This window comes from Polaribacter filamentus, from assembly GCF_002943715.1.
In the GTDB taxonomy this organism is placed as follows: Bacteria; Bacteroidota; Bacteroidia; order Flavobacteriales; family Flavobacteriaceae; genus Polaribacter; species Polaribacter filamentus.
The window spans coordinates 1,003,732-1,024,005 of the sequence record NZ_MQUA01000013.1 but is presented as its reverse complement, the minus strand read 5'-3'; the positions used below and the strand labels follow the sequence as shown (position 1 = coordinate 1,024,005).

General features: G+C 32.1%; 21 protein-coding genes and 1 pseudogene. 19 read left to right on the top strand and 3 right to left on the bottom strand.

Annotation, left to right across the window (positions count from 1 at the left end):
• Positions 1 to 71: 71 nt before the first annotated feature.
• Positions 72 to 1,352, bottom strand: coding sequence for a group II intron reverse transcriptase/maturase (ltrA, locus tag BST83_RS06790; RefSeq protein ID WP_104808356.1), 1,281 nt, complete (start codon positions 1,350 to 1,352; stop codon positions 72 to 74).
• Positions 1,353 to 1,975: 623 nt separating this feature from the next.
• On the opposite strand from ltrA, the gene BST83_RS06785 reads away from it, so the two are divergent.
• The 9 genes from BST83_RS06785 to BST83_RS21060 all read left to right on the top strand — a co-directional run bounded on the left by BST83_RS06785 (position 1,976) and on the right by BST83_RS21060 (position 11,301).
• Positions 1,976 to 2,425, top strand: coding sequence for a hypothetical protein (locus BST83_RS06785; protein ID WP_104809128.1), 450 nt, complete (start codon positions 1,976 to 1,978; stop codon positions 2,423 to 2,425).
• A gap of 232 nt (positions 2,426 to 2,657) precedes the next feature.
• Positions 2,658 to 3,437: a hypothetical protein gene (locus BST83_RS06780; RefSeq protein WP_146092131.1), complete on the top strand. Its 780-nt coding sequence runs from the start codon at positions 2,658 to 2,660 to the stop codon at positions 3,435 to 3,437.
• 182 nt (positions 3,438 to 3,619) lie between these two features.
• On the top strand, positions 3,620 to 6,511 hold the full coding sequence (locus tag BST83_RS06775) for a DEAD/DEAH box helicase (protein ID WP_104809126.1): 2,892 nt from the start codon (positions 3,620 to 3,622) through the stop codon (positions 6,509 to 6,511).
• A 203-nt stretch (positions 6,512 to 6,714) separates the two neighbouring features.
• Complete coding sequence (locus tag BST83_RS06770) at positions 6,715 to 7,098, top strand: helix-turn-helix domain-containing protein (RefSeq protein ID WP_104809046.1); 384 nt, start codon at positions 6,715 to 6,717, stop codon at positions 7,096 to 7,098.
• A complete protein-coding gene (locus tag BST83_RS06765) occupies positions 7,053 to 7,964 on the top strand; it encodes an IS3 family transposase (protein WP_104809045.1) in 912 nt (303 codons plus the stop codon). The genes BST83_RS06770 and BST83_RS06765 overlap by 46 nt, the downstream gene beginning before the upstream one ends.
• A gap of 151 nt (positions 7,965 to 8,115) precedes the next feature.
• On the top strand, positions 8,116 to 8,691 hold the full coding sequence (locus tag BST83_RS06760; protein ID WP_104809125.1) for a Crp/Fnr family transcriptional regulator: 576 nt from the start codon (positions 8,116 to 8,118) through the stop codon (positions 8,689 to 8,691).
• An 84-nt stretch (positions 8,692 to 8,775) separates the two neighbouring features.
• A complete protein-coding gene (locus BST83_RS06755) occupies positions 8,776 to 9,861 on the top strand; it encodes an SMP-30/gluconolactonase/LRE family protein (protein WP_104809124.1) in 1,086 nt (361 codons plus the stop codon).
• 238 nt (positions 9,862 to 10,099) lie between these two features.
• On the top strand, positions 10,100 to 10,723 hold the full coding sequence (locus BST83_RS21065; protein WP_104809123.1) for a serine hydrolase domain-containing protein: 624 nt from the start codon (positions 10,100 to 10,102) through the stop codon (positions 10,721 to 10,723).
• Positions 10,702 to 11,301, top strand: a complete 600-nt coding sequence (locus BST83_RS21060) for a serine hydrolase domain-containing protein (protein ID WP_104809122.1) — start codon at positions 10,702 to 10,704, stop codon at positions 11,299 to 11,301. Before BST83_RS21065 ends, BST83_RS21060 begins: the two co-directional genes overlap by 22 nt.
• A gap of 107 nt (positions 11,302 to 11,408) precedes the next feature.
• Here BST83_RS21060 and BST83_RS20575 read toward each other — a convergent pair.
• Positions 11,409 to 11,594, bottom strand: a pseudogene (locus BST83_RS20575) (IS110 family transposase); the annotation flags it as partial.
• 386 nt (positions 11,595 to 11,980) lie between these two features.
• A complete protein-coding gene (locus BST83_RS06735) occupies positions 11,981 to 12,367 on the bottom strand; it encodes a MerR family transcriptional regulator (protein WP_170062754.1) in 387 nt (128 codons plus the stop codon).
• A gap of 98 nt (positions 12,368 to 12,465) precedes the next feature.
• Here BST83_RS06735 and BST83_RS06730 point away from each other — a divergent pair, with 98 nt between their 5' ends.
• The 10 genes from BST83_RS06730 (at position 12,466) to BST83_RS06680 (ending at position 20,266) form a co-directional block, all read left to right on the top strand.
• Complete coding sequence (locus tag BST83_RS06730) at positions 12,466 to 12,687, top strand: DUF1858 domain-containing protein (protein WP_104809120.1); 222 nt, start codon at positions 12,466 to 12,468, stop codon at positions 12,685 to 12,687.
• A gap of 592 nt (positions 12,688 to 13,279) precedes the next feature.
• Positions 13,280 to 13,825 (top strand): TetR/AcrR family transcriptional regulator, encoded by a 546-nt coding sequence (locus BST83_RS06725; RefSeq protein WP_104809119.1) that lies wholly within the window; start codon positions 13,280 to 13,282, stop codon positions 13,823 to 13,825.
• Between the two features lie 56 nt (positions 13,826 to 13,881).
• Positions 13,882 to 14,292 (top strand): nuclear transport factor 2 family protein, encoded by a 411-nt coding sequence (locus tag BST83_RS06720; RefSeq protein WP_104809118.1) that lies wholly within the window; start codon positions 13,882 to 13,884, stop codon positions 14,290 to 14,292.
• A gap of 80 nt (positions 14,293 to 14,372) precedes the next feature.
• Positions 14,373 to 15,107: an isochorismatase family protein gene (locus tag BST83_RS06715; RefSeq protein ID WP_205853564.1), complete on the top strand. Its 735-nt coding sequence runs from the start codon at positions 14,373 to 14,375 to the stop codon at positions 15,105 to 15,107.
• Positions 15,108 to 15,119: 12 nt separating this feature from the next.
• Positions 15,120 to 15,683 carry a carboxymuconolactone decarboxylase family protein gene (locus tag BST83_RS06710; protein WP_104809117.1) on the top strand — a complete coding sequence of 188 codons (564 nt, stop codon included), beginning with the start codon at positions 15,120 to 15,122 and terminating at the stop codon, positions 15,681 to 15,683.
• 39 nt (positions 15,684 to 15,722) lie between these two features.
• A complete protein-coding gene (locus tag BST83_RS06705) occupies positions 15,723 to 16,688 on the top strand; it encodes an alpha/beta fold hydrolase (protein WP_240614680.1) in 966 nt (321 codons plus the stop codon).
• 211 nt (positions 16,689 to 16,899) lie between these two features.
• Positions 16,900 to 17,337 (top strand): hypothetical protein, encoded by a 438-nt coding sequence (locus BST83_RS06700; RefSeq protein WP_104809115.1) that lies wholly within the window; start codon positions 16,900 to 16,902, stop codon positions 17,335 to 17,337.
• Positions 17,338 to 17,611: 274 nt separating this feature from the next.
• On the top strand, positions 17,612 to 18,187 hold the full coding sequence (locus BST83_RS06690) for a carboxymuconolactone decarboxylase family protein (RefSeq protein WP_104809114.1): 576 nt from the start codon (positions 17,612 to 17,614) through the stop codon (positions 18,185 to 18,187).
• Positions 18,188 to 18,355: 168 nt separating this feature from the next.
• Positions 18,356 to 19,654 carry a serine hydrolase domain-containing protein gene (locus BST83_RS06685; RefSeq protein ID WP_170062753.1) on the top strand — a complete coding sequence of 433 codons (1,299 nt, stop codon included), beginning with the start codon at positions 18,356 to 18,358 and terminating at the stop codon, positions 19,652 to 19,654.
• Between the two features lie 15 nt (positions 19,655 to 19,669).
• On the top strand, positions 19,670 to 20,266 hold the full coding sequence (locus BST83_RS06680; protein ID WP_104809112.1) for a pyridoxamine 5'-phosphate oxidase family protein: 597 nt from the start codon (positions 19,670 to 19,672) through the stop codon (positions 20,264 to 20,266).
• Positions 20,267 to 20,274: the final 8 nt, after the last annotated feature.

The following is a 20,274-nucleotide window of genomic DNA, read 5'->3' as shown; positions in this document are numbered from 1 at the left end:
ACGGCTGACTACCAAAAAGTAGCCAGTGCGCCTCTCACACCACCGTACGTACGGGTCTCGTATACGGCGGTTCACCAAATTGAAGTTTGCTTCTTATTTATGTAATCTACCATGGGTTTGTAACCTTTTCTTTTAAGTATAGAAAGGGTAATTGTAGTTTTAAGTATAGGGCTTTGGGCTACTGCCCAGCCTCCCATTCTTGTTCTACTCCAAGCATACGCTTGTCCGTTTTCTATTCCTAATCGAATTAGGCTTTTACGTTTTCTTTCTAGTTTTTTCCAATCATGCCAAATGCAATATCGTAACCTATTTCGCAACCATTCATCCAACTTTTTAAGTTTAGCATAAATGTTTGTTAATCGGTAATTATTCATCCAGCCCCTGCAAACTTGATTTAGTCGCTCGAGTCTTTCTAGTAAAGACATTGGTTTGGTTTTCTTGGTTAAACTTTTAAGATTGCGCTTAAACTTTTCCCAACTTTCCTGTTTTACAACTAGTTGATACTGCCCTTTTATGCCTTTCTTATAGATTGGCACAAAACCGTGTCCTAGCAATTTAAAATTTACAGGTCTGCGTATACCACTTTTAGCACCATTTATAGGGAGCTTTAATTTGTCTCTAAGAAACAAATACATGCTATTTCCTATTCGTTTTGCCTCGCTTTTGCTTTTAGCATACATACTAAAATCGTCTGCATAACGCACATATCGTACCCCTTGTTTTTGCATTTCTTTATCCAGAACGTCTAATATAATATTAGATAGTAATGGACTTATTGGACTGCCTTGTGGAATTCCTTTTCGGCGTTTATAAAGTTTTCCATTTATTGAAATGGGAACTCTAAGCCATTTTCGGATTAAACGCAAGGTGGTTCGGCATTGTACTTTGTTGTAAATAAGTTGCAGTAGGATGCAATGGTCTACTTCATCGAAGAATCCTTTTAAGTCAATATCTACAATATCCTGATAGCCATCATTGATGTATCGCTGGGCTTGTAGTACTGCCTTTTGGATGTTCTTCTGTGGGCGAAATCCGTAACTAAAGGTTTCAAATTCGTATTCGAACTTAGTCATTAATTGTTGGTTTACCCCCTGTTGTAACCATCTGTCTACTACCGTTGGTATTCCTAAAAGTCGGGTTTTACCATTTCCTTTAGGGATCGTTACTCCTAAAATTGCTTGTGGTACATAGCTATTATTACAAATGGATAGCAGTAGTTCTGACCTATTTTCCCTAATGTATTCAGGGAGTTTTTGATGCGACATACTGTCTATTCCGCTTGCTCCTTTATTGCGCATAACTTGACGTGCTGCTTTATAAAGATTCGTAGCTTCTAATACTTGGGCAATCATAGTTTTAAATAATTTGTTTACTCCTGTTGAGCTAAGACTAGGCTAGCAATGCCTCCTAGTCGAATTACAACGTAATTTAATGTTCAGTCCTTCCTTACTTGTGAGACCGTGAGGGTTTTTCCCTCCTCGTTTCCTGTAAGTACTATGACTTCTGCTGACTTCTCTATACAGCCAACTCGTGGCTCTAGAGACCTCCCCAGGTAATGGCATCTTCTTTCACTCAATTCCTGCCGTATCTACATACTTACCCTTTTGTTACTCTTTTGGGCGTTACAATGATGTGCTTGCTTACCCAAGTAAATATGCCTCTGTATACGATTTCTGTTCGTCAGTACCGAGTTTTGTAGTCTCGCTTTCTTCAGATGTAACTTCGCAGTTACCACCCTTGCGACTTACTAATGCTTCAAGACGTTACTCCTGTGCATAAGGGACTTGCACCCTCTAGTTGAATAACTTATCTTGCGATAAGTTAAAGATGCCCATACTGGGCACACACACCGTATAATAAAAATAAAGGTCAAATTGCTTGCCTAAACAAAAAGCAAATTTAAAAACAATCACAACAACCGAGGTAACTGATTTTCAATCCTTTACTTTTAATATACAACAACGTTACCTACCATATGAGAAAACTGATTTTCATAATATTAATTTTAGTCGGAAATATAACTTTCGGACAAGAATCAAATGCGAAATGGAACAAACTCGATAAATCCATAACGCTTAAAAGTTATGTGGAAAATCAAGCATATGAATATTTGGAATTTAACGCTGAAAAGAAGGATTCGATTTCTGAAAGAGGAGTAAAAATATCTCACGAAGGAGTCAATACAGAAATAATTGTTCGTGATTTAATGACTGTAAAAAATCCTTTGATAATTATTAATCAATATCCTTTAGAGAAACTAAATGTTTTGGAATTTATCACTTTAGAGTATATTGAAAAAATAGACTTACATAAACCGACTGACAAAATATGTGAATATTATGGTTCACAAGGAAAATATGGACTGATAATCATTGTGATGGACAAACGGAAATGGAGAAAACTGAAAAGGAAATACGGTAGGTAACACCGTGTATAATTAATTGCTTTGGTCAATACTTATTTGGAAAATTCCTTCGGAATTTTCTCTGGTTCGTATTTGTTTACTAATTTAGTTGCTTAATCGCGCAACTAACCATACACCAAACGTTGCCCACAATATGAAAAAACTGCTCACGATAATATTTAGTTTGACAATTAGTCTTTGTTTTTCGCAAACAAAAGAACAACTGACTGACTCTATAGTTAAAGTTAATAGAGTGGAATCTGATTGTGTCGGATATGGCTGTGTGGTAAGTCCACAATACACAAGATTTCAAAAATTAAAGAAAAAATTATCCGACAAAGAACTAATCGAATTATCAAAACACAAGAACCCAACACTTCGGACTTACGCTTCGATTGAACTCATTCAGTCTCAAAAAGGAAACGTTCCTGAATTACTATCAACTGAATTACGGAAAAATGAAATGGTTGAGACTTTCGAGGGTTGTATAATGGACGTCGAACCTGTTTCATCAATCATTTATCACGAATATTGGAATAAAATCAGAATAGAAGCGTCTCGAAAAATTAAAGGCAATAATTATGAACAGGATTTAGCAATGCAAAAGGCACTTGCTACTGACTTGACAATGGAAAAATTGGATAGCATAATTATCTATTCAGAAAAAGAAGTTTATTGGCTACTTTATGACAGAACTTTTGAGAATAGAAAACATAAAAAAAGCTATTTACCACGAATTGAGGAATTGGCTTTTAATAAGAATAATTCATATGCATTTGATTATTTAAGAAAATACTACTCGTCTGAATACTCGCAGGAATTGGAAAACTATTTGAAAACTGACTTTCCGAAAGCTAAATTTCAAACCGAAAATGAAGTATTCTATTTGCACTCATTTATAGAAACATTATTGGAAAGTAAAAAAGAAAAATTTAAAAAGATTGCGATAGATAAATTAAGAACAGATGACGTTTGGAAAGACCGAAAAGGTTGGTTTAATACGACTTTAAAAAAATACGGAATTGAACTCTGAAAATAAAATACTGTGGGCAACACCGTATATAATTTATTGCTGGCTTTTTGCCTACTTACGAAAGTCCTCGCGGACTTTCTTTGTCCGTAATTATTTACTAAATTAGTTGCTTGAAACACGCAACAAACCATATACAACAACGTTGTAACCAATACAAATAACCAACTTCTAAAGCATATTTCATGGCTTTTTTTATTGAAAACAAAGAATTATTTAAACTACAGCCAGAAAAAGGAAATGGACTTAGAAAGTGTCAATTAGGTGCAGTTTGGGCTTTAAAAAGCCATTTCACGACATCATCAAATGAAATAGCCTCTTTAATCAGTATGCCAACTGGTTCTGGGAAAACTGCTTTAATGATGGCTACTTGTTTTGAATTAAATCTAAAAAAAACACTAATAGTAGTACCTTCAAAAATACTTCGTAGGCAAATAGCTGAACAATTCAAAACTTTACAAGTATTGAAAAATGCTAACTGCTTACCAAATGAAATTGATGGTGTAAAAGTTTTCGAAGTTACAAAACGCAAAAAGACACGTGAACAATGGGAAGAAATATTAAACGAGCATGACGTTATTGTTGCTCATCCCAATAGTATTTCCCCATATTATAAAGACATTGAGCCAATTCCGGTAGATTTAATAGATGCGGTCCTAGTAGATGAAGCTCATCATGAACCAGCAGAATCTTGGAGAAAACTAAACGATTTTTATTCTGAAATAAAAAGAGTCTTTTTTACCGCAACACCCTTTAGACGCGATAGAAAAAGAATGAAAGCTAAATTGATATATCATTATTCAATTGATAAAGCTCTAGAAGATAATATAATGAGAGAAGTTAATTTTGTTGGAGAAAAAATTGGCATCCTAAACACAAATGAAGCTTTAATGAAATCAGCTTTTGATGTATTTCAAAGAGAAAAGGAATTAAATCCGAATGCTTCAATCTTAATCAGAACTGATAGAATTGAGGATTCTGTTATATTAACAGATCTCTATAATAAAAATGGTTTTAATGTAGATTTTATTCACTCAAAACGTTCAGCTAATATTAATTCTCTACTCGTCACAAAGGTTAAAAATAATGAGTTAGATGGTTTAGTTTGTGTTGGAATTGCCAGTGAAGGGTTAGATATTCCAAATTTAAAAGTTGCAGTTTTACATGCAACACCACGTTCTATTCCTTATACAATTCAATTTCTTGGCCGAATCTCTAGACAACCTGACGGTCAAGTAGGTAATGCTACACTTATTGCCAATAAAGATGAAGTCAAAGGTGAAGTCTATAAACTATATAAATCAGATGAAACCTGGGGAAAACTAATTCCACAGTTAATTGACGAACAAATGCAAAGAGCTAGACATTATAGGTCTAGTCAAGCAAAAGAACTTGATTTTCAAATGCCAGAACTCAATGTTTTTTTCAGTGCTTTGGTATATGAAACAACAGATGATTTTGAATTTGAAAATGTTGACGAAATCAATGCAAAAGCCCCTTTTGAGATTCTAAGAATAGAACAGCAAAATGATGATTCACCATTAGTGATTGTTACTGCCTATCATAAACCTTTAGATTGGGCAAATGGTGAAATTTATATAGAGGACTTTTTAGATGTCCATCTATTATATCATCATTCAGATAGTAATCTTTTATTTGAGCTTACAACTAGTGAAAAGGCTCTTGCCTCATTCAAAAAAGAACTTATTAAATCTGACTTAAGAAGATTACCACACAACAGGCTTTATAAAACATTATCTCAATTTCGACAAAGTGATTATATTATGGTTGGTATGAAAAATGCTGTTTCTCAAGGAGCATCTCAGCCATCATATAAAACTGTAATTGGAAGCGGAGTTCAAGCTTCGGTAAGAGCAAGCGAAGGAAGAGTTTTTAGTACAGGTCATGCATTATTAAAATTAGGTCCAAAAACAACTTGGGGAATAGCTACCAAAAACGGACGTATTTGGGCAATGAAAAGAGGGACATCCGAAGAGTTCAAAAATTGGTGTGATTCATTAGTGGACTTAATTCAAGAGGGGCCAGTAATAACTAATTTACCTGGACTTTCATTTTTAGCTAGTTCTGAACCAATTAGCAATATTGAAGATTTCCCAATAGCTATAATTCCAAACGATTTATTCTTCCGCTCCTATTCAACAATTATTCATATAAATGATATTGACCCAATAAGAAACTGTATTCCAGAAATAACCCCATTAAACTTAGATCCAGATAATAATTTATTAGAATGTAAAATTCTAATAAATGAATTTGAATTTGATTTAGTAATGAATCTATCTGAAGATAAAATTTGGACAATAATTACGGAAAATGATATTCGAGTTAGAGCTGACAAAAGTGAAACTGACATCATTGAAAAATCACTTGAAGAAATACTTAATGAGTATTATCCTTCTTTAATTATGCCTACTGGTTCAGTAATTGAAGGCAGAAATAAAATAACTCCAAATAGAAATATGGAAAACTTACCTTCTCGTATTTGGAAAGTGAAAGATTGGAGCGATTGTAATATTTGTGCTGAAAGATATATTCAAGTTCCTATAGCAGGTGCTCTTCCTGTAATTAACAAAACAATTGAATTGATTAGACCCGATTTTGAAATTAATAGTGATGTTTTAATACTTGATGATGGTGCTAATGAAATTGCAGATTTAATTTGGTTTCAACAAAGCACTAAACAAGTACATTTCATCCATTGTAAAGCTTCACATGGAGAAAATCCAGGTCGTAGGAAAGCTGACTGCGATATTCTCTTTACTCAAGCAATGCGAAGTATTCACTGGGTATCTTCTGTTTCATTAATAGATAGACTTAAAGAACGAATCCAAGGTAATTCAGAATTATTATTAACAAATCAAGCTACTTGGGAAACGTTAGCGGATAACTTCAAAATTAATAATTGGAGTTATAATATAATTTTACCACAACCAGGTTTTGATATACAACAAGTTTCAGTCCGAGATAGAAATAATAACAACATATATGAATTAGCTATTCCTATGTATGAAAGAATTTTAGGCAGTATGGCAGAATTAGAAATTTGGGGGTCATAAAAGTACTGGCTACAACAATGTATATAAAAAATAGCGGAGCAAGTGCTAAAACGAAAGATAAATAATAAAATAAAGATTAGTAATAATCTGAAAAGTTGGTGCTTAAAACCGCAACTTCTCTTATACTAGAACGTTAGGCAACATTATGAAACATGTATCGTCCTAAAATAGGTTGACTAAAAATTAAACACTTTTAGCACACTATGGAAACACCAACAAATCAGGCCTGTCGAAAAGACAGCTATCAAAAAGTTACTTTCGAGTACAAACTTTTTGTCATTGACCAAATCAATAATGGTCAAATATCCGCTAACTTTGCTTCTAAGAAGTACAATATTTCACGAACAACAATACACTACTGGATGAAAAAATTAAGCAACTATTCCAATCAAAAAACCTTTATTTCAAAAGATGATGAGATTAAAAAACTCAAGGAAAGAATCGAGGATCTAGAAGGAATCAAAGAATTTCAACAAGAATTAATTGTTGAATTTGAGAAAGTTACGGGGGAGGAACTCTCAAAAAAGTACTTGCCCGAGGGATTGGCAAACGAAATTCAAAGAAAGAAGAAAAAGCTTTCAAAATAAAATGGATTTACGAATCGCTCGGGATTACAAAACAAGCCTATTATCAAGGTGTTGAAAGGGAAAAAGTAAAAGAATTGGCAAGAGAAAAAGTGCTGAATTTAGTGCTTGAATACCGAAAAACACTACCCAAAACTGGAACAAGAAAGCTGTACGAATATTTAGAACCAAAACTAATGGAAATCAATATCAAAATGGGGCGAGATGCCATAAACGATTTACTACGCTTAAGAGGAATGCTGATTAAAAAAACCAAGCGTTATTTTATTACAACAGACTCCAAACACTTCTTTTATAAATCGCCTAATTTATTGACTGACTTGAAAATAACTCATAGCGAACAAGTCTTTGTAAGCGATATTACTTACATTAAAACCGATTCGGGTCACGCCTATTTAGCCCTTGTAACCGATGCGTATTCTCGTAAAATTATGGGCTGGAACTTGCAAGACAATATGAAAGTTTCGATGGTAAAAGAAGCATTAAGTATGGCTCATAAAAACTGCATTTTTAATCACAAAAACATCATTCATCATTCCGACAGAGGAATCCAATATTGCTGTCCAGATTACTCACAATATGCACAAAATAAAGGATTTATATTAAGCACAACCCAACAGTATGACCCTTATGAAAACGCAATTGCAGAACGAATAAATGGTATTTTGAAGTACGAATTTGCATTAAAAAACACTATTAAATCTGTAGAAATCGCTCAAAAAATGGTGAAAGAAGCAGTAGCACTTTACAACAACCAAAGAATGCATTGGAGTTTAGATTTAAAAAAACCACAAGAAGTTCATTTACAATACAATCAACATGAAAACAAAAATTATAAACGAGTTAAAGTTACTACTTTAGCGCCGTAGGAATGTTGATAAGTTTTTAAAACCCGAAGGGAAATTTTTAAAAAACTTATCAATGTTCCGGCAATAAAGTATAAATTTGAAAAGCAATTATTAACCTTAAAAAAGGTCAACGTATAATAGGATAAGACAGATAAATGAATCATACTAGATTATGAATGAACTAAAGGATTATTTCAATGCCATATCAACACTCAATGAATCAACTTGGAATAAAATATTTCCTTTTTTTAAAGAAGATAAACTTTTAAAAAACGAATACTTTGCTAAAGAGAATAAAACTGCTCGTCAAATGGCTTTTTTAAAAACAGGAGTGGTAAGAGCGTTTTTCATAAATCAAGAAGGTAAAGATTATAATAAACAATTTTTTGTTGGGCAAAGCATCATTGGGGCTTACACTTCATTGTTGACTGGAAATTTAAACTTAATTGCTCAACAGGCTTTGACGGACTGTGTTATTTATACTTGTGATTATGCATCATTGGCAAAACTTTATGACGAATGCCCTGATTTAGAAAGGTTTGCAAGAAAAATAGCGGAGTATTATTTTTTAGAAAAAGAAAAGAAAGAAATTGAAATAGTATTACTTGATGCATCTCAAAGATACGTCCTCTTCAAAAAAGAATTTCCAACCCTTGAACAACTTATTACTCAATTTCATATTGCGTCATATTTAGGTATCTCTGCCACACAATTAAGTAGGATTAGAAGACAGTTTCCATCCAATTAATCCGAAATTCATTTCTTTACATATGTAAATGAATTTTCATTTACTTCATCGTTGCTTTGCATTATAATAATTAAAAACAATATAATGAAAACAGTAAAAATGATTTTTGTGGCATCAACTTTATCTATGTTAATGCTTAGTTCTTGTGCTCTTAAACCTTTGGCTTATCAGCCTGAAACAACTCCAGCCTTTGAGGGCACAACACAACTCAATGATAAGTTAGTAAGCAGTGATAAAATTCAATTAGATGGTTGGTTTGGACCAGAAGATATCTTGTTTGATGGTTTTGGTAATCTTTATACAGGTGTACATAACGAAGATTTTAGTGATGGTAGAATTTTGAAAATATATCCATCAGGCAAGATTGAAGAATTTTATAATTCAGGTTCTTGGGTCGCAGGAATACATTTCGATAAAGAGCAAAACCTGATAGCCTTAAGTCACAAACAAGGTTTAATTAGTATAAATACAATGAAGGAAGTCAAAATTTTGGCGGCAACAGATGAAAATGGAAAACCATTTTTTATTCCTAACGGACTCGATATAGCTGATAATGGAATGATGTATTTCAGCAATACATCAGAAATCTCATCATACACAATAAAATACGGTAGAAAAATTATTATGGAAATGAAACCTCTAGGTGGTTTATATAGCTATAATCCAGAAACGGAGGAAATAAAAACACTTATTGAAGGTACCTATTTTGGTAATGGTGTTGTGATTTCAAAAGACCAAAACTATCTGCTGATGGTTGAAACAACCAAATACAGAGTTATTAAATATTGGTTATCAGGAACAAAAGCAGGGCAAACTGAAATATTCATTGACAATCTTCCTGGTTTTCCCAATGGGATTTCAATCAGGGAAGACGGTAGCTATTGGTTAGGATTTTCAACGAAGAGAAATGAGGCCTTAGATAAAATACATTCTAAAAAAGTAATGAAAAAATTTATATATAGTTTGCCAGAATTTATGCAACCAAAAGCAGAGACTTTCGGAATGATAATGAACGTTTCAGAGGAAGGTGAAATTATAGAATCTCTTTTTGATACCAATGGGAAAGTTTTACCAGAAGCAGGGGCTGTAAAAGAATTTAATGGACATTTATATATTGGTGGTGATGTGCTTCCTTATGTTGGAAAATACAAGTTATCTACAAGTAAATAATTATAAACCTATGATAAAACTAGGCGACACAATTGTCAACATTCGTACGGGACAAAAAATGACATTTTTGAAAACCTGGTAGAAACAAACGGTACACAACTCAAGATTGAATGCATTAGCCCTGTCACACCAGCAAGAGAAAAAATAGAATATCTAGTAAATCGTAGCTTTAAAAACGCTACTTTCCATATAGGCCAAGTTGTGCGTTATACGGGAAAGCAAAATTAACAATACAAAAATGGGAAAGCCGATAACCATCGAAAATAAGCAACAAATAAATATCATTATGAAAAAAACAATATTCATATTCTTCTTTTTTGCTTCTATTAGCAATGTGTATTCACAGTTTGAAAAAATAGAAACATTCCAGAAAAATCTTATTGAAGATGAAATTACTGCAAGTAATGTTGCTTTAGTTTTTAAAGATAGTGAAATACTATACCATCATATAGAAAATTCCAAGAATCCTAATGCAAAAGCAATAGACAACAATACTATATTTCCAATATGGTCAATGTCAAAACCGATTACCATTGTAGCGATGATGATACTGCATGAAAAAGGGTTAATTAATTTTGAAGATAAAGTATCTAAATATATTCCAGAATTTGAAAATCTTAAATGTAAAGGAGACGACGGAATTTACAAATGCAAGAAAGATTTGACTTTATTTCATTTAATGACACATAGATCTGGATACAAATATTATGATAAACCAGAATTCTTTACAAGTACTTTAAAATACGATAACCTAAAAGACTTTGCTTCAGATGTTGCAAATCACCCTGTAGAGTTTGAGCCTGGTTCAAAGTATGAATATGGTATTAATATGTTATTAATATGGCAATACTTGGAAGAGTAGCGGAAGTTGTGTCAAAGAAAAATTTTTATGAATTTTTAAAATTTGAAATTTTTGATCCCCTTGGAATGAATGAAACAAAATTTCATTTAACAGAAAGTGATCGAGAAAATTTTCAACCACTGTATATTAACAATGAAACTATTAAGGGTTTTACGAATGAGCTTGACGAGCTAACCTATGACATCAACAATAAAGCATATTTTGGTGGCGAAGGTTTAGTTTCTACATTAAATGACTATTCAAGTTTTTGCCAGATGTTATTAAATGGAGGAATATTTAAAGGGCAAAAAATAATATCACAAGAAAGTATCGATATGATGACAAAGCCCTATTCAAAAGATGATGACAACGGTTTTGAGATAGGTTTTTCTTTTTTTGTATTAACAGATCCAGATCGTGACGGAACAAATTCACCAAAAGGCATCTTTGGATGGTCTGGTTATCATAATACTCATTTTTGGATTGATTTAGAGAATGATTTGTATGGTGTATTTATGACTCGAGCAAGAGACTTCTCTTTTGAAATTTCAAAAGATTTTAGAAGAGCAGTTTATAGTTCATTAAAAAGTGAAAAATAATATCGTTTACGGTAAAAGAACTGGTGCTGCAAATATTTATGGTTCAAATTAAATTAGAAGTACAAACGCACAACAAAGTACTGTGGTAAAAAACAAGTAAAATCTCATTAATTTTTCACTAAAGTACTTCTGTAGGTGTCTTCATATATTAATCCTGATTTTGCTATGGCAAATGCCTTTTTTAGTAGCTTATTACAAACTGCAATTAAAGCTAATTTTTTACGCTTACCTTTTGCGACTATTCTATCATAAATTGCCTTACACCCTTTATTATATACGACCCTTTCGAAGGAATTTCAATTGAAAGAAATTGTATTGTAATTAATCATTTTGGAGGAAGTCGGCAAAAATGGAAGTACACTCATAGATTTAGATTTCAAAGCGGAGAATTTCAATTAATCGGAGCCACTGTCAATTTTGGTTCACCTTGTGATTATTTCTCCAATTTTGACTATAATCTCTCAAATGGTAAGATACATTACGAAAAAGAAACCGAGGATTGTGCGCATGAAAGTTCAAAAATAGAGAAAGAAGAAATGATTATAAAATTGGAAACTCTGCCGACAATGAATCGTTTTTATCCCGGAAATAACGAATTGAAATTTCCGAAATCTGAAACGACTATCTATTATTAAATTAAAATACTGCTTGCAACAAAGAAATGAGTTAAAAAACAAGATTAACCTTTCAACTTTGAAATCATTGATTCGTTGTTATAAGCACAATCATTATTCAAATGCTCTTGAAGAAATGATTTAATCTGCTTTAGTGAGGTTATCTTATTTTGTACTTCAACAATTTTATTACTAATAAATAACTTTCTCTTATTTGAGTCCATTTCATCATTAACTAATGCCTCCATCACTCCTTTGCATTCTTTTAATTTCAGGCCAATTCTTTGCATCTCTTTAATCATATGAATACGAAACACATTCTCAATTCCATAATTTTTATAATTATTATACTCATGAGGTCTTGTTACGTCGTTTAACAGCCCTAGCCTTTCATACAACCGAATTGCATCCCTTGAAACACCTGTTCTTTCTGCTATTTCACCTATTTTCATAAAAGTAATTGAATTTTTACTAGACCGTTGACCATAGTCCATGGTTTATATTTGTCGAAGATAAATAATTAATAAGAAACAATTAAAGCGCAAGCATCATGAAAATCACAAAAAAAACAATGGTATCAGAAATTCTAAAAGAACATGGAGATATAGCAGGCATTATGGAAATATTTGGAGTAAAAAGAGTGGGTGGATATGGTTTTAGAAAATTAATAACTAGATTCATAAGTGTGAGAACAGCCGCTTTCGTCCACCGCGTAAAACTTAAGGAATTTATAGGAATGGTAGAAAATGCCATAGCAAAAAAAAATAATTAGAATACATACTGTTTATTTTTGATTGCTTTTTACACTATTTTTCCAATCCATCAAAAATCCTTTCGAAAGTATATTCAAATTTAATGTAGTGAACGATATCTATTAAATTGCATCTGTATAGCTTAAAAGAGAGACGCTCCACGCACCTATTCTGTTGGAGTTAAATTTCAATGATGCCAAGTTTCTCCTCGAATTATAAAATAATAACACGTGCGCTAAACAAAAAAGCAAGGCTGCATACGCAAGCTCGTAAGAAAAGGTCTTGAAGACCTTTTTAGAATTGGATGGCTTGCCGCGCTGGAGAAACAATTAACGGCTCATTCGCTATATTTTAGACTATTTGGTGTTAAGAGAATGTCCTGTGGACATTATTAGCTGAATACGATTTGAATAATATTTTACTTACATGTTGTATCCAAGCCAAATCATCCACCGGATAATTCTATTGAAATAGCCTATTGTTTTAGACAAAATTTTATGAAGTCGGGTTTTCCATCCTATCATAAGTAGACTTACAAATAGTAAACGTTAAAAATATGTTAAATAAATACAGACTTGTCTGTTTGTAATAAAAACTATATATATTTGTACCATGAAAAAACAAGGAGTAAAAGAACGCATTATTGAAACGGCTTCAGATTTGTTTTACAATAACGGTTATAACCAAACTGGTATTAACCAAATTATTGCTGAAGCAGGAGTAGCAAAAGCAAGCATGTATCAGCATTTTAGATCAAAAGAAGATATTGCAGTTGCTTATTTAAAGCAGCGACATATTAATTGGATGGGTAGTCTACAAGATTTTGTTTCTTCTAAAAAAACGAATAAAGAAAAAGTAATAGCCAGTTTCGATTATTTAGAAAGTTGGTTGAGCTCTGTAAACTATAGAGGTTGTGGGTTTCAAAATATTATATGTGACCTTCCTCAAGACCAACACAAAATTAAAGATCAAGTTCTATTGCATAAAACGGATGTAAAAAAATTGATTGACATTTTATTACATGAGGATTCAAACCAAGAAGATTTGGCTAATGAAATATTAGTATTGTTAGAAGGTGCAATTATTTTATCTCAAATTCAAAAAAACAGTTGGCCTATTAAAGCTGCAAAGCGTGCTGCTATAAAGTTGTTAGACTAAATCTAATTTCTCTTTTTAAATAAAAAAACAGACTTGTCTGTATATTACATATAATTATGAAAAAAATAATTCCTCCTTTTACAAAGCAAACAGCAATAGCTAAAGTACAAGCAGCAGAATATGCCTGGAATAGTAAAGATCCCGAAAGAGTATCCTTGGCTTATACGAAAGATTCGCAATGGAGAAATAGAGATCAGTTTTTTACTGGTAGAGCTGCAATAGCAAAATTTTTATCAAACAAATGGAACAAAGAACTACACTATGCATTAAAAAAATACTTATGGTCATTCACAGATAATAGAATTTCTGTGCGCTTTGAGTATGAATGGCAAGCTGCAGATTCTGGTCAATGGAATCGTACCCATGGAAATGAGCACTGGGAGTTTGATGAAGATGGTTTAATGCAAATTAGAGATATGAGTGCTAACGATATTGAAATAAACGAAGGAGATAGAAAATTTAAATAACAGAAAACATGAGAACATTAAATAGTAACCAAATTACAAGAAATATAAATAAGTTTTAAAACAATAAAAATCAAAAAATTATGAAAACACAAATTTTAAAATCAGCATTTACCCTATTAGTTGTAATAGGATGGAATTCAAACGTATTTGCACAATTACCAGATCCAGGATTTGAAATAGATAGAACAACAGCCATTGTAATAACTGATCCACAAAACGATTTTTTAAGTCCCGATGGGGTAACTTGGGGTGTAGTTGGTGAAAGTGTAACTGCTAATAATACCGTTGAAAACTTAGAAACCTTATTTCAATTAGCAGAAGCTAACGGAATTAAAGTATTTATTTCTCCTCATTACTATTATAAACATGATCATTCTTGGAAATTTGAAGGTGCCTTAGAAACTTTAATGCATAAAATAACAATGTTTGATCGTGGAGATCAACTATCTACAGAAGGTTTTGATGGTTCTGGTGCGGATTTTTTAGAACGATATAAAAAATATATTGATAAAGATTTTGTAACAGTTGTTGGTCCTCATAAAGTTTTTGGTCCTGAACAAAATGATTTGAGCCTACAATTAAGAAAGCAAAAAATAGACAAGGTAATTCTTGCAGGAATGTCAGGGAATTTATGTGTAGAATCTCATTTGAGAGAATTACTAGAGGATGGATTTGAAGTGTCAGTAGTTGGAGATGCAACAGCATCTGCAATAATTCCTGGATATGATGGGAATGCAGCGGCACAAACAAATTTTAGATTTATTGCAAGTCACGTTTATACGACAAAAGAATTAAAAGAGGAATTACAAAAATAATTAATAACAAAAATGAAAAAACTTAATTTAGAACCTAAAACATCAGAAACGACCAATCCGATAACAAGTGCAATATTGGATGAAGCAAAAAAAGCAATGGGGTTTGTACCAAATATGTATGCCGGAATGGCCAACAATACAGCACTGCTAGATTCTTATATACATTCATATAAAACCTTTCGCCAAAATTCAGGTTTTAATTCCGTAGAACAAGAAATTATTTTCTTGTCTGTAGCGTATGAAAATGAATGTGATTATTGTATGGCAGCTCATAGTTTTGTTGCCGACAAAGCTTCAAAAGTTCCTACTGAGATTACAGATGCAATTCGGTCAAATGGAATCATTAATAATGTAAAATTGAAAGCTTTGAGCACGTTCACAAGAATAGTAACAAAAAATAGAGGGCATGTTACTAATCAAGAAATAGCCGATTTATTAAACGTTGGCTATGATGAAAGTCACGTATTAGGCGTTATAACAGGTGTGGGAGTAAAAACCTTTAGCAATTATTTTAATCACATTGCAGAAACACCCCTCGATGATGTTTTTAAGTCTAGAGTGTGGTCAAGAAATTAGTACAAACAATTAAATAATAAATACAAAAAAATGAAAACAATGAAATCAATTTTAGGAGCTTCACTTTTAGTAGTGCTAGCTATGGGAATCTTATCTTTTAAATCAATCGAAAACGAGCCCGTTGCTTTAAAAGAAGTAACAGCAAAAACAACTTATAATACTGTTAAAGTTAATGGAGTGGATATTTTTTATCGTGAGGCAGGAGATATAAACAAACCCACTATTTTATTATTACATGGTTATCCAACATCATCTCATATGTTTCGTAATCTTATAACAGACTTGTCTGTTCAATATCATGTATTAGCTCCTGATTACCCAGGATTTGGAAGAAGTGATCAACCTAAAATAGCAGATTTTGATTATACATTTGACAATATGTCAATGATTGTTGAAGGATTTTTAAAGGAATTGAATGTAAATAAATACAGCATTTATTTAATGGATTATGGAGCACCTATCGGATTTAGAATTGCTGCAAAATATCCTGAGAAAATAGAGTCGTTGATCATTCAGAATGGAAATGCTTATGATGAAGGTCTAAAAGATTTCTGGATTCCTATTAAGAAATATTGGAATGATTATACGCTTGAGAATGGAAAACCATTAGAAGGATTTCATTCTCCAGAAGGATTGAAATGGCAATATACGCATGGAGTGCAAGATGTAGATAAAATAAGTCCTGATAACTGGAGTATTGATTTGCAACACTTGACAAGAGAAGAAAATAACGAAATTCAATTGGCGATGTTTTATGATTATAGAACCAATGTTCCTTTATATCCTCAATGGCAACAATACTTTAGAGACCACCAACCACCAACATTAATTGTATGGGGAAAAAATGACTATATATTTCCTGCTGATGGAGCACATCCTTATAAAAGAGATTTGAAAAATGTAGAAACTCATTTACTAGATACAGGACATTTTGCTTTGGAAGAAAAAGGAGCTGAAATTGCTGATTATATTTTAGAATTCTTGAAAAAGAATAATATAAAATAGATTTTAAGTTAATCTGTGTGGTAGCAAATTCAAAATCGAATTGCTGCCAGACAAATAAATAAAAATCATGAAAACATCAACGAAACAAACCGAAGGGAATTCTCAAACAAGATTTGAGAAACTGGTAACTTCAAAAAGAATCATCTGGAATAGAAAAAGACACTATTCTTATCTAACTCAATATAAATTTAACAACTAAACGGCAGAAACTATGAATACGACAACAAAAACAATCAATTGGCAAAAAGCCATTATAGCAGGAATCTTAGGAACAATATTATTTGATATCGTAGGATTATTATTAACAGGAAAATGGTGGGATATTCCAGGCTTACTTGGAGCGAAAACAGGATTAGGATTTGCATATGGATTAGGAGCTCATTATGGAAATGGAGTTCTATTAGCAGTTCTTTTTGCAGGAATAGCCCCTTCACTTTGGGGGCCAAAATGGTTAAGACCAATGATTTTTATTACAGCTCAAATGATTGCGTTGGTATGGTTATTTATGTTGCCATTATTAGGCGCTGGAGTAGCAGGACTTGATGCGTCACCAATGATGCCAGTAATTACATTTTTACGACACATAGCTTACGCTATTCCTTTAATATTTTTAATTCAGTACGACATTAAAGCAATTATAAGTAAATAAAAACATGGAGTATTAGGAAGCTAAATATTTCTAATACTCCTAAATTTCAATAAGAATGGGACGTCCAGCAAAAAAGCCAAAACCTTACGAAATGGTTTTTACATCGAAATAAGAAATAAAAATTCAAATGCGGTTGTAAAAATTAGAAGAGGTAATAAGCACCAAATGTTATTTGCTGCCAAGAACTATGAACGAAATAAAAAGGTTATCCTGTTAGGTGAGATTAAAACGGGAAACTCATAAACCAATAAAACATAAATAAATAAAAAAAACGATGAATACTATTAAGACAAAGACTTTAGAACCAAAAACAATTGAAAACTCAGATTCAATATCTAGTAAAATTCTAAAAACAGCGCAAAAAGAAATGGGAATGATTCCCAACATGTATGCAGGTATGGCAAATAACACAGCTTTATTAGAGGGTTATTTTTATGCATACAATTCATTTAGGGCAAATTCAGGATTTTCATCTAGAGAGCAAGAAGTTATCTTCCTTTCTGTGGCTTATGAAAATGATTGTGATTATTGTATGGCTGCGCATAGTTTTGTTGCAGACAATTGGAGTAAAGTACCTGTTGAAGTAACAAATGCTATTAGAAGTAATTCAGAAATCCCGAATGAAAAGCTGAAAGCATTGAGTGTATTTTCAAGACAGATGACAGTAAAAAGAGGACTTCCTTCTGAAGATGATATTAATAATTTTCTAAGTGCTGGTTATACTGAAGAAAACATTTTAGGAGTAATTTCTGGCATAGGTGTTAAAACCATGAGTAATTATTTTAATCATGTGTATAAAACACCAGTAGATGATGCTTTTTCTAGTAGAGTTTGGATAAAGCCAAATTAATAAAAAGGAAAAGATAAAAAAACTTAATTAATTACAAGGATCATGAAATTAAAATTTTTATTATTTCTATTATCGGTTATCATTTTAAATAGTTGTAAAAACGTTAGCAATCCAAATATAACTGATGTATCAAGAATTACCAATAATCAAACTCTGATAGACTCTTTGATGAAGGTATCCTATGAACGTGGTGTTTTTAATGGAAATATCCTCGTAGCAAAGAACAATAAAATAATATATCAAAATGAGTTTGGATATTCAGATGGCTCAAAATCAAAAGAGCTTAATCCAAACTCAATATTTAACCTTGGATCTATAGGAAAAGAATTCAACGCTGTCGCTATAATGATGCTAAAAGAAAAAGGATTACTTAATCTAGAGGATAAAATTTCGAAATTTGAAATGCATCTTCCAGAATGGTCAAATACGATAAGTATTAATCATCTTCTTCAGTATACTAGTGGATTGCCAAGAGTGAATTGGAGGAATGTTAAAAATGAGAAAGACATTTTTGTTGATTTAAGTAAGATAAAACAGTTGAAATTTAAACCTGGTTCTGGTTATACTTATAGTATTAACAATATTATTCTTCAAAGAAAAATTATTGAAAAAGTATCAGGAATGAGTTTCATTGATTTTGTACAGTCAAACATTCTTAGTCCAAGTAATATGAAAGATGCTCTTATTGACCCAAGAAGTGATAACCCTCAATTGGCAACACCATTTAATAATGATTTCATTAATGATAAGCCAATGGATATTGAAATCACAGGTTGGGTTCATCCTACTGTAAATGATATGTACAATTGGATTGTAAGTTTACATTCTGGAAAGTTAATTTCTGAAGAATCTTTAAATCAATTATTCAATTCGTTCTCTGAAAGTAGCGAAGCAGCACTAGGAGGTGGAAAATTTAAAAACAATAAGTTACTTATTCATCAACATCAAGGGTCATCTTTCAACTACGAATCTTTTATCCATTATAATGCAAAAGAAGATTTGGTAATCGTTTTAATGACTAACAATAAAAATTTTAAACTACGGGAAATTGCTGAATCCATTGAAAATATTTCGAAAGGAAATTCCTTTTTAATACCTCAAAAGTCTGTTTATCTTACGATAAGACAAAAATGCTATGATGATGTAAATGAAGGGATACAATTATATAAAACCTTAAAAAAGAACTATCCAGACACGTATAATTTTTCAAATGAAACTGAATTAAATCGAGTAGGTTATAAATTAGTTGAGAAAAATCAGATCGAAGACGCAATTGAAATCTTTACATTGAATGCACATCTTTTCCCCAAAAGTAGTAACGCATTTGACAGTCTAGCGGAAGCCTATGGATTGTTTGGAATGACTTCTGAATCCCTAAAAAATTATAAAATTTCGCTAAGACTCAATCCGAATAATACAAATGCAAAAAAACAAATAGAAAGGCTTAAAGAGAGTTTGAAAAATTAAAAGAGAATAAATAACATGGCTAAAAACTTTGCAGAAATAGCATTTACAGATGCGGTAAAAAAATTACAGGAGAAGTACGGTAGTCGTAAAAACTATGAGCGCATGGAAAAATTTAGTGTGATTGATGGATTGACTGATAATGAGATGACATTCATTGAAAACCGAGACAGTTTTTATTTGGCCTCCATAGGAGTCAAAGAATTTCCATACATACAACATCGCGGAGGCCCAAAGGGATTCTTAAAAGTACTAGATACAAAACGCCTTGGTTTTATTGATTTTATAGGAAATAGACAATACGTTTCTGTGGGTAATATGGCAACCAATAATAATGTGTCTCTTATTATGATTGATTACCCTTCTAGATCACGGTTAAAAATATTCGCAAAAGCGGAGACTGTTGCGCTTGATGATAATTCTGAATTATTTAAAACATTAAATCTAGACAACTACAAGTTTCGCCCAGAACGTATGATGGTGTTTCATATCGAAGCCTATGATTGGAACTGTCCTCAGCATATTAAACAACGATTTACATTAGAAGAAATTGATGAGATAACAAAACCTTTACGAAATAAAATAAAGGAGTTGGAAGAGAAACTTCATAACTAATTAAAACA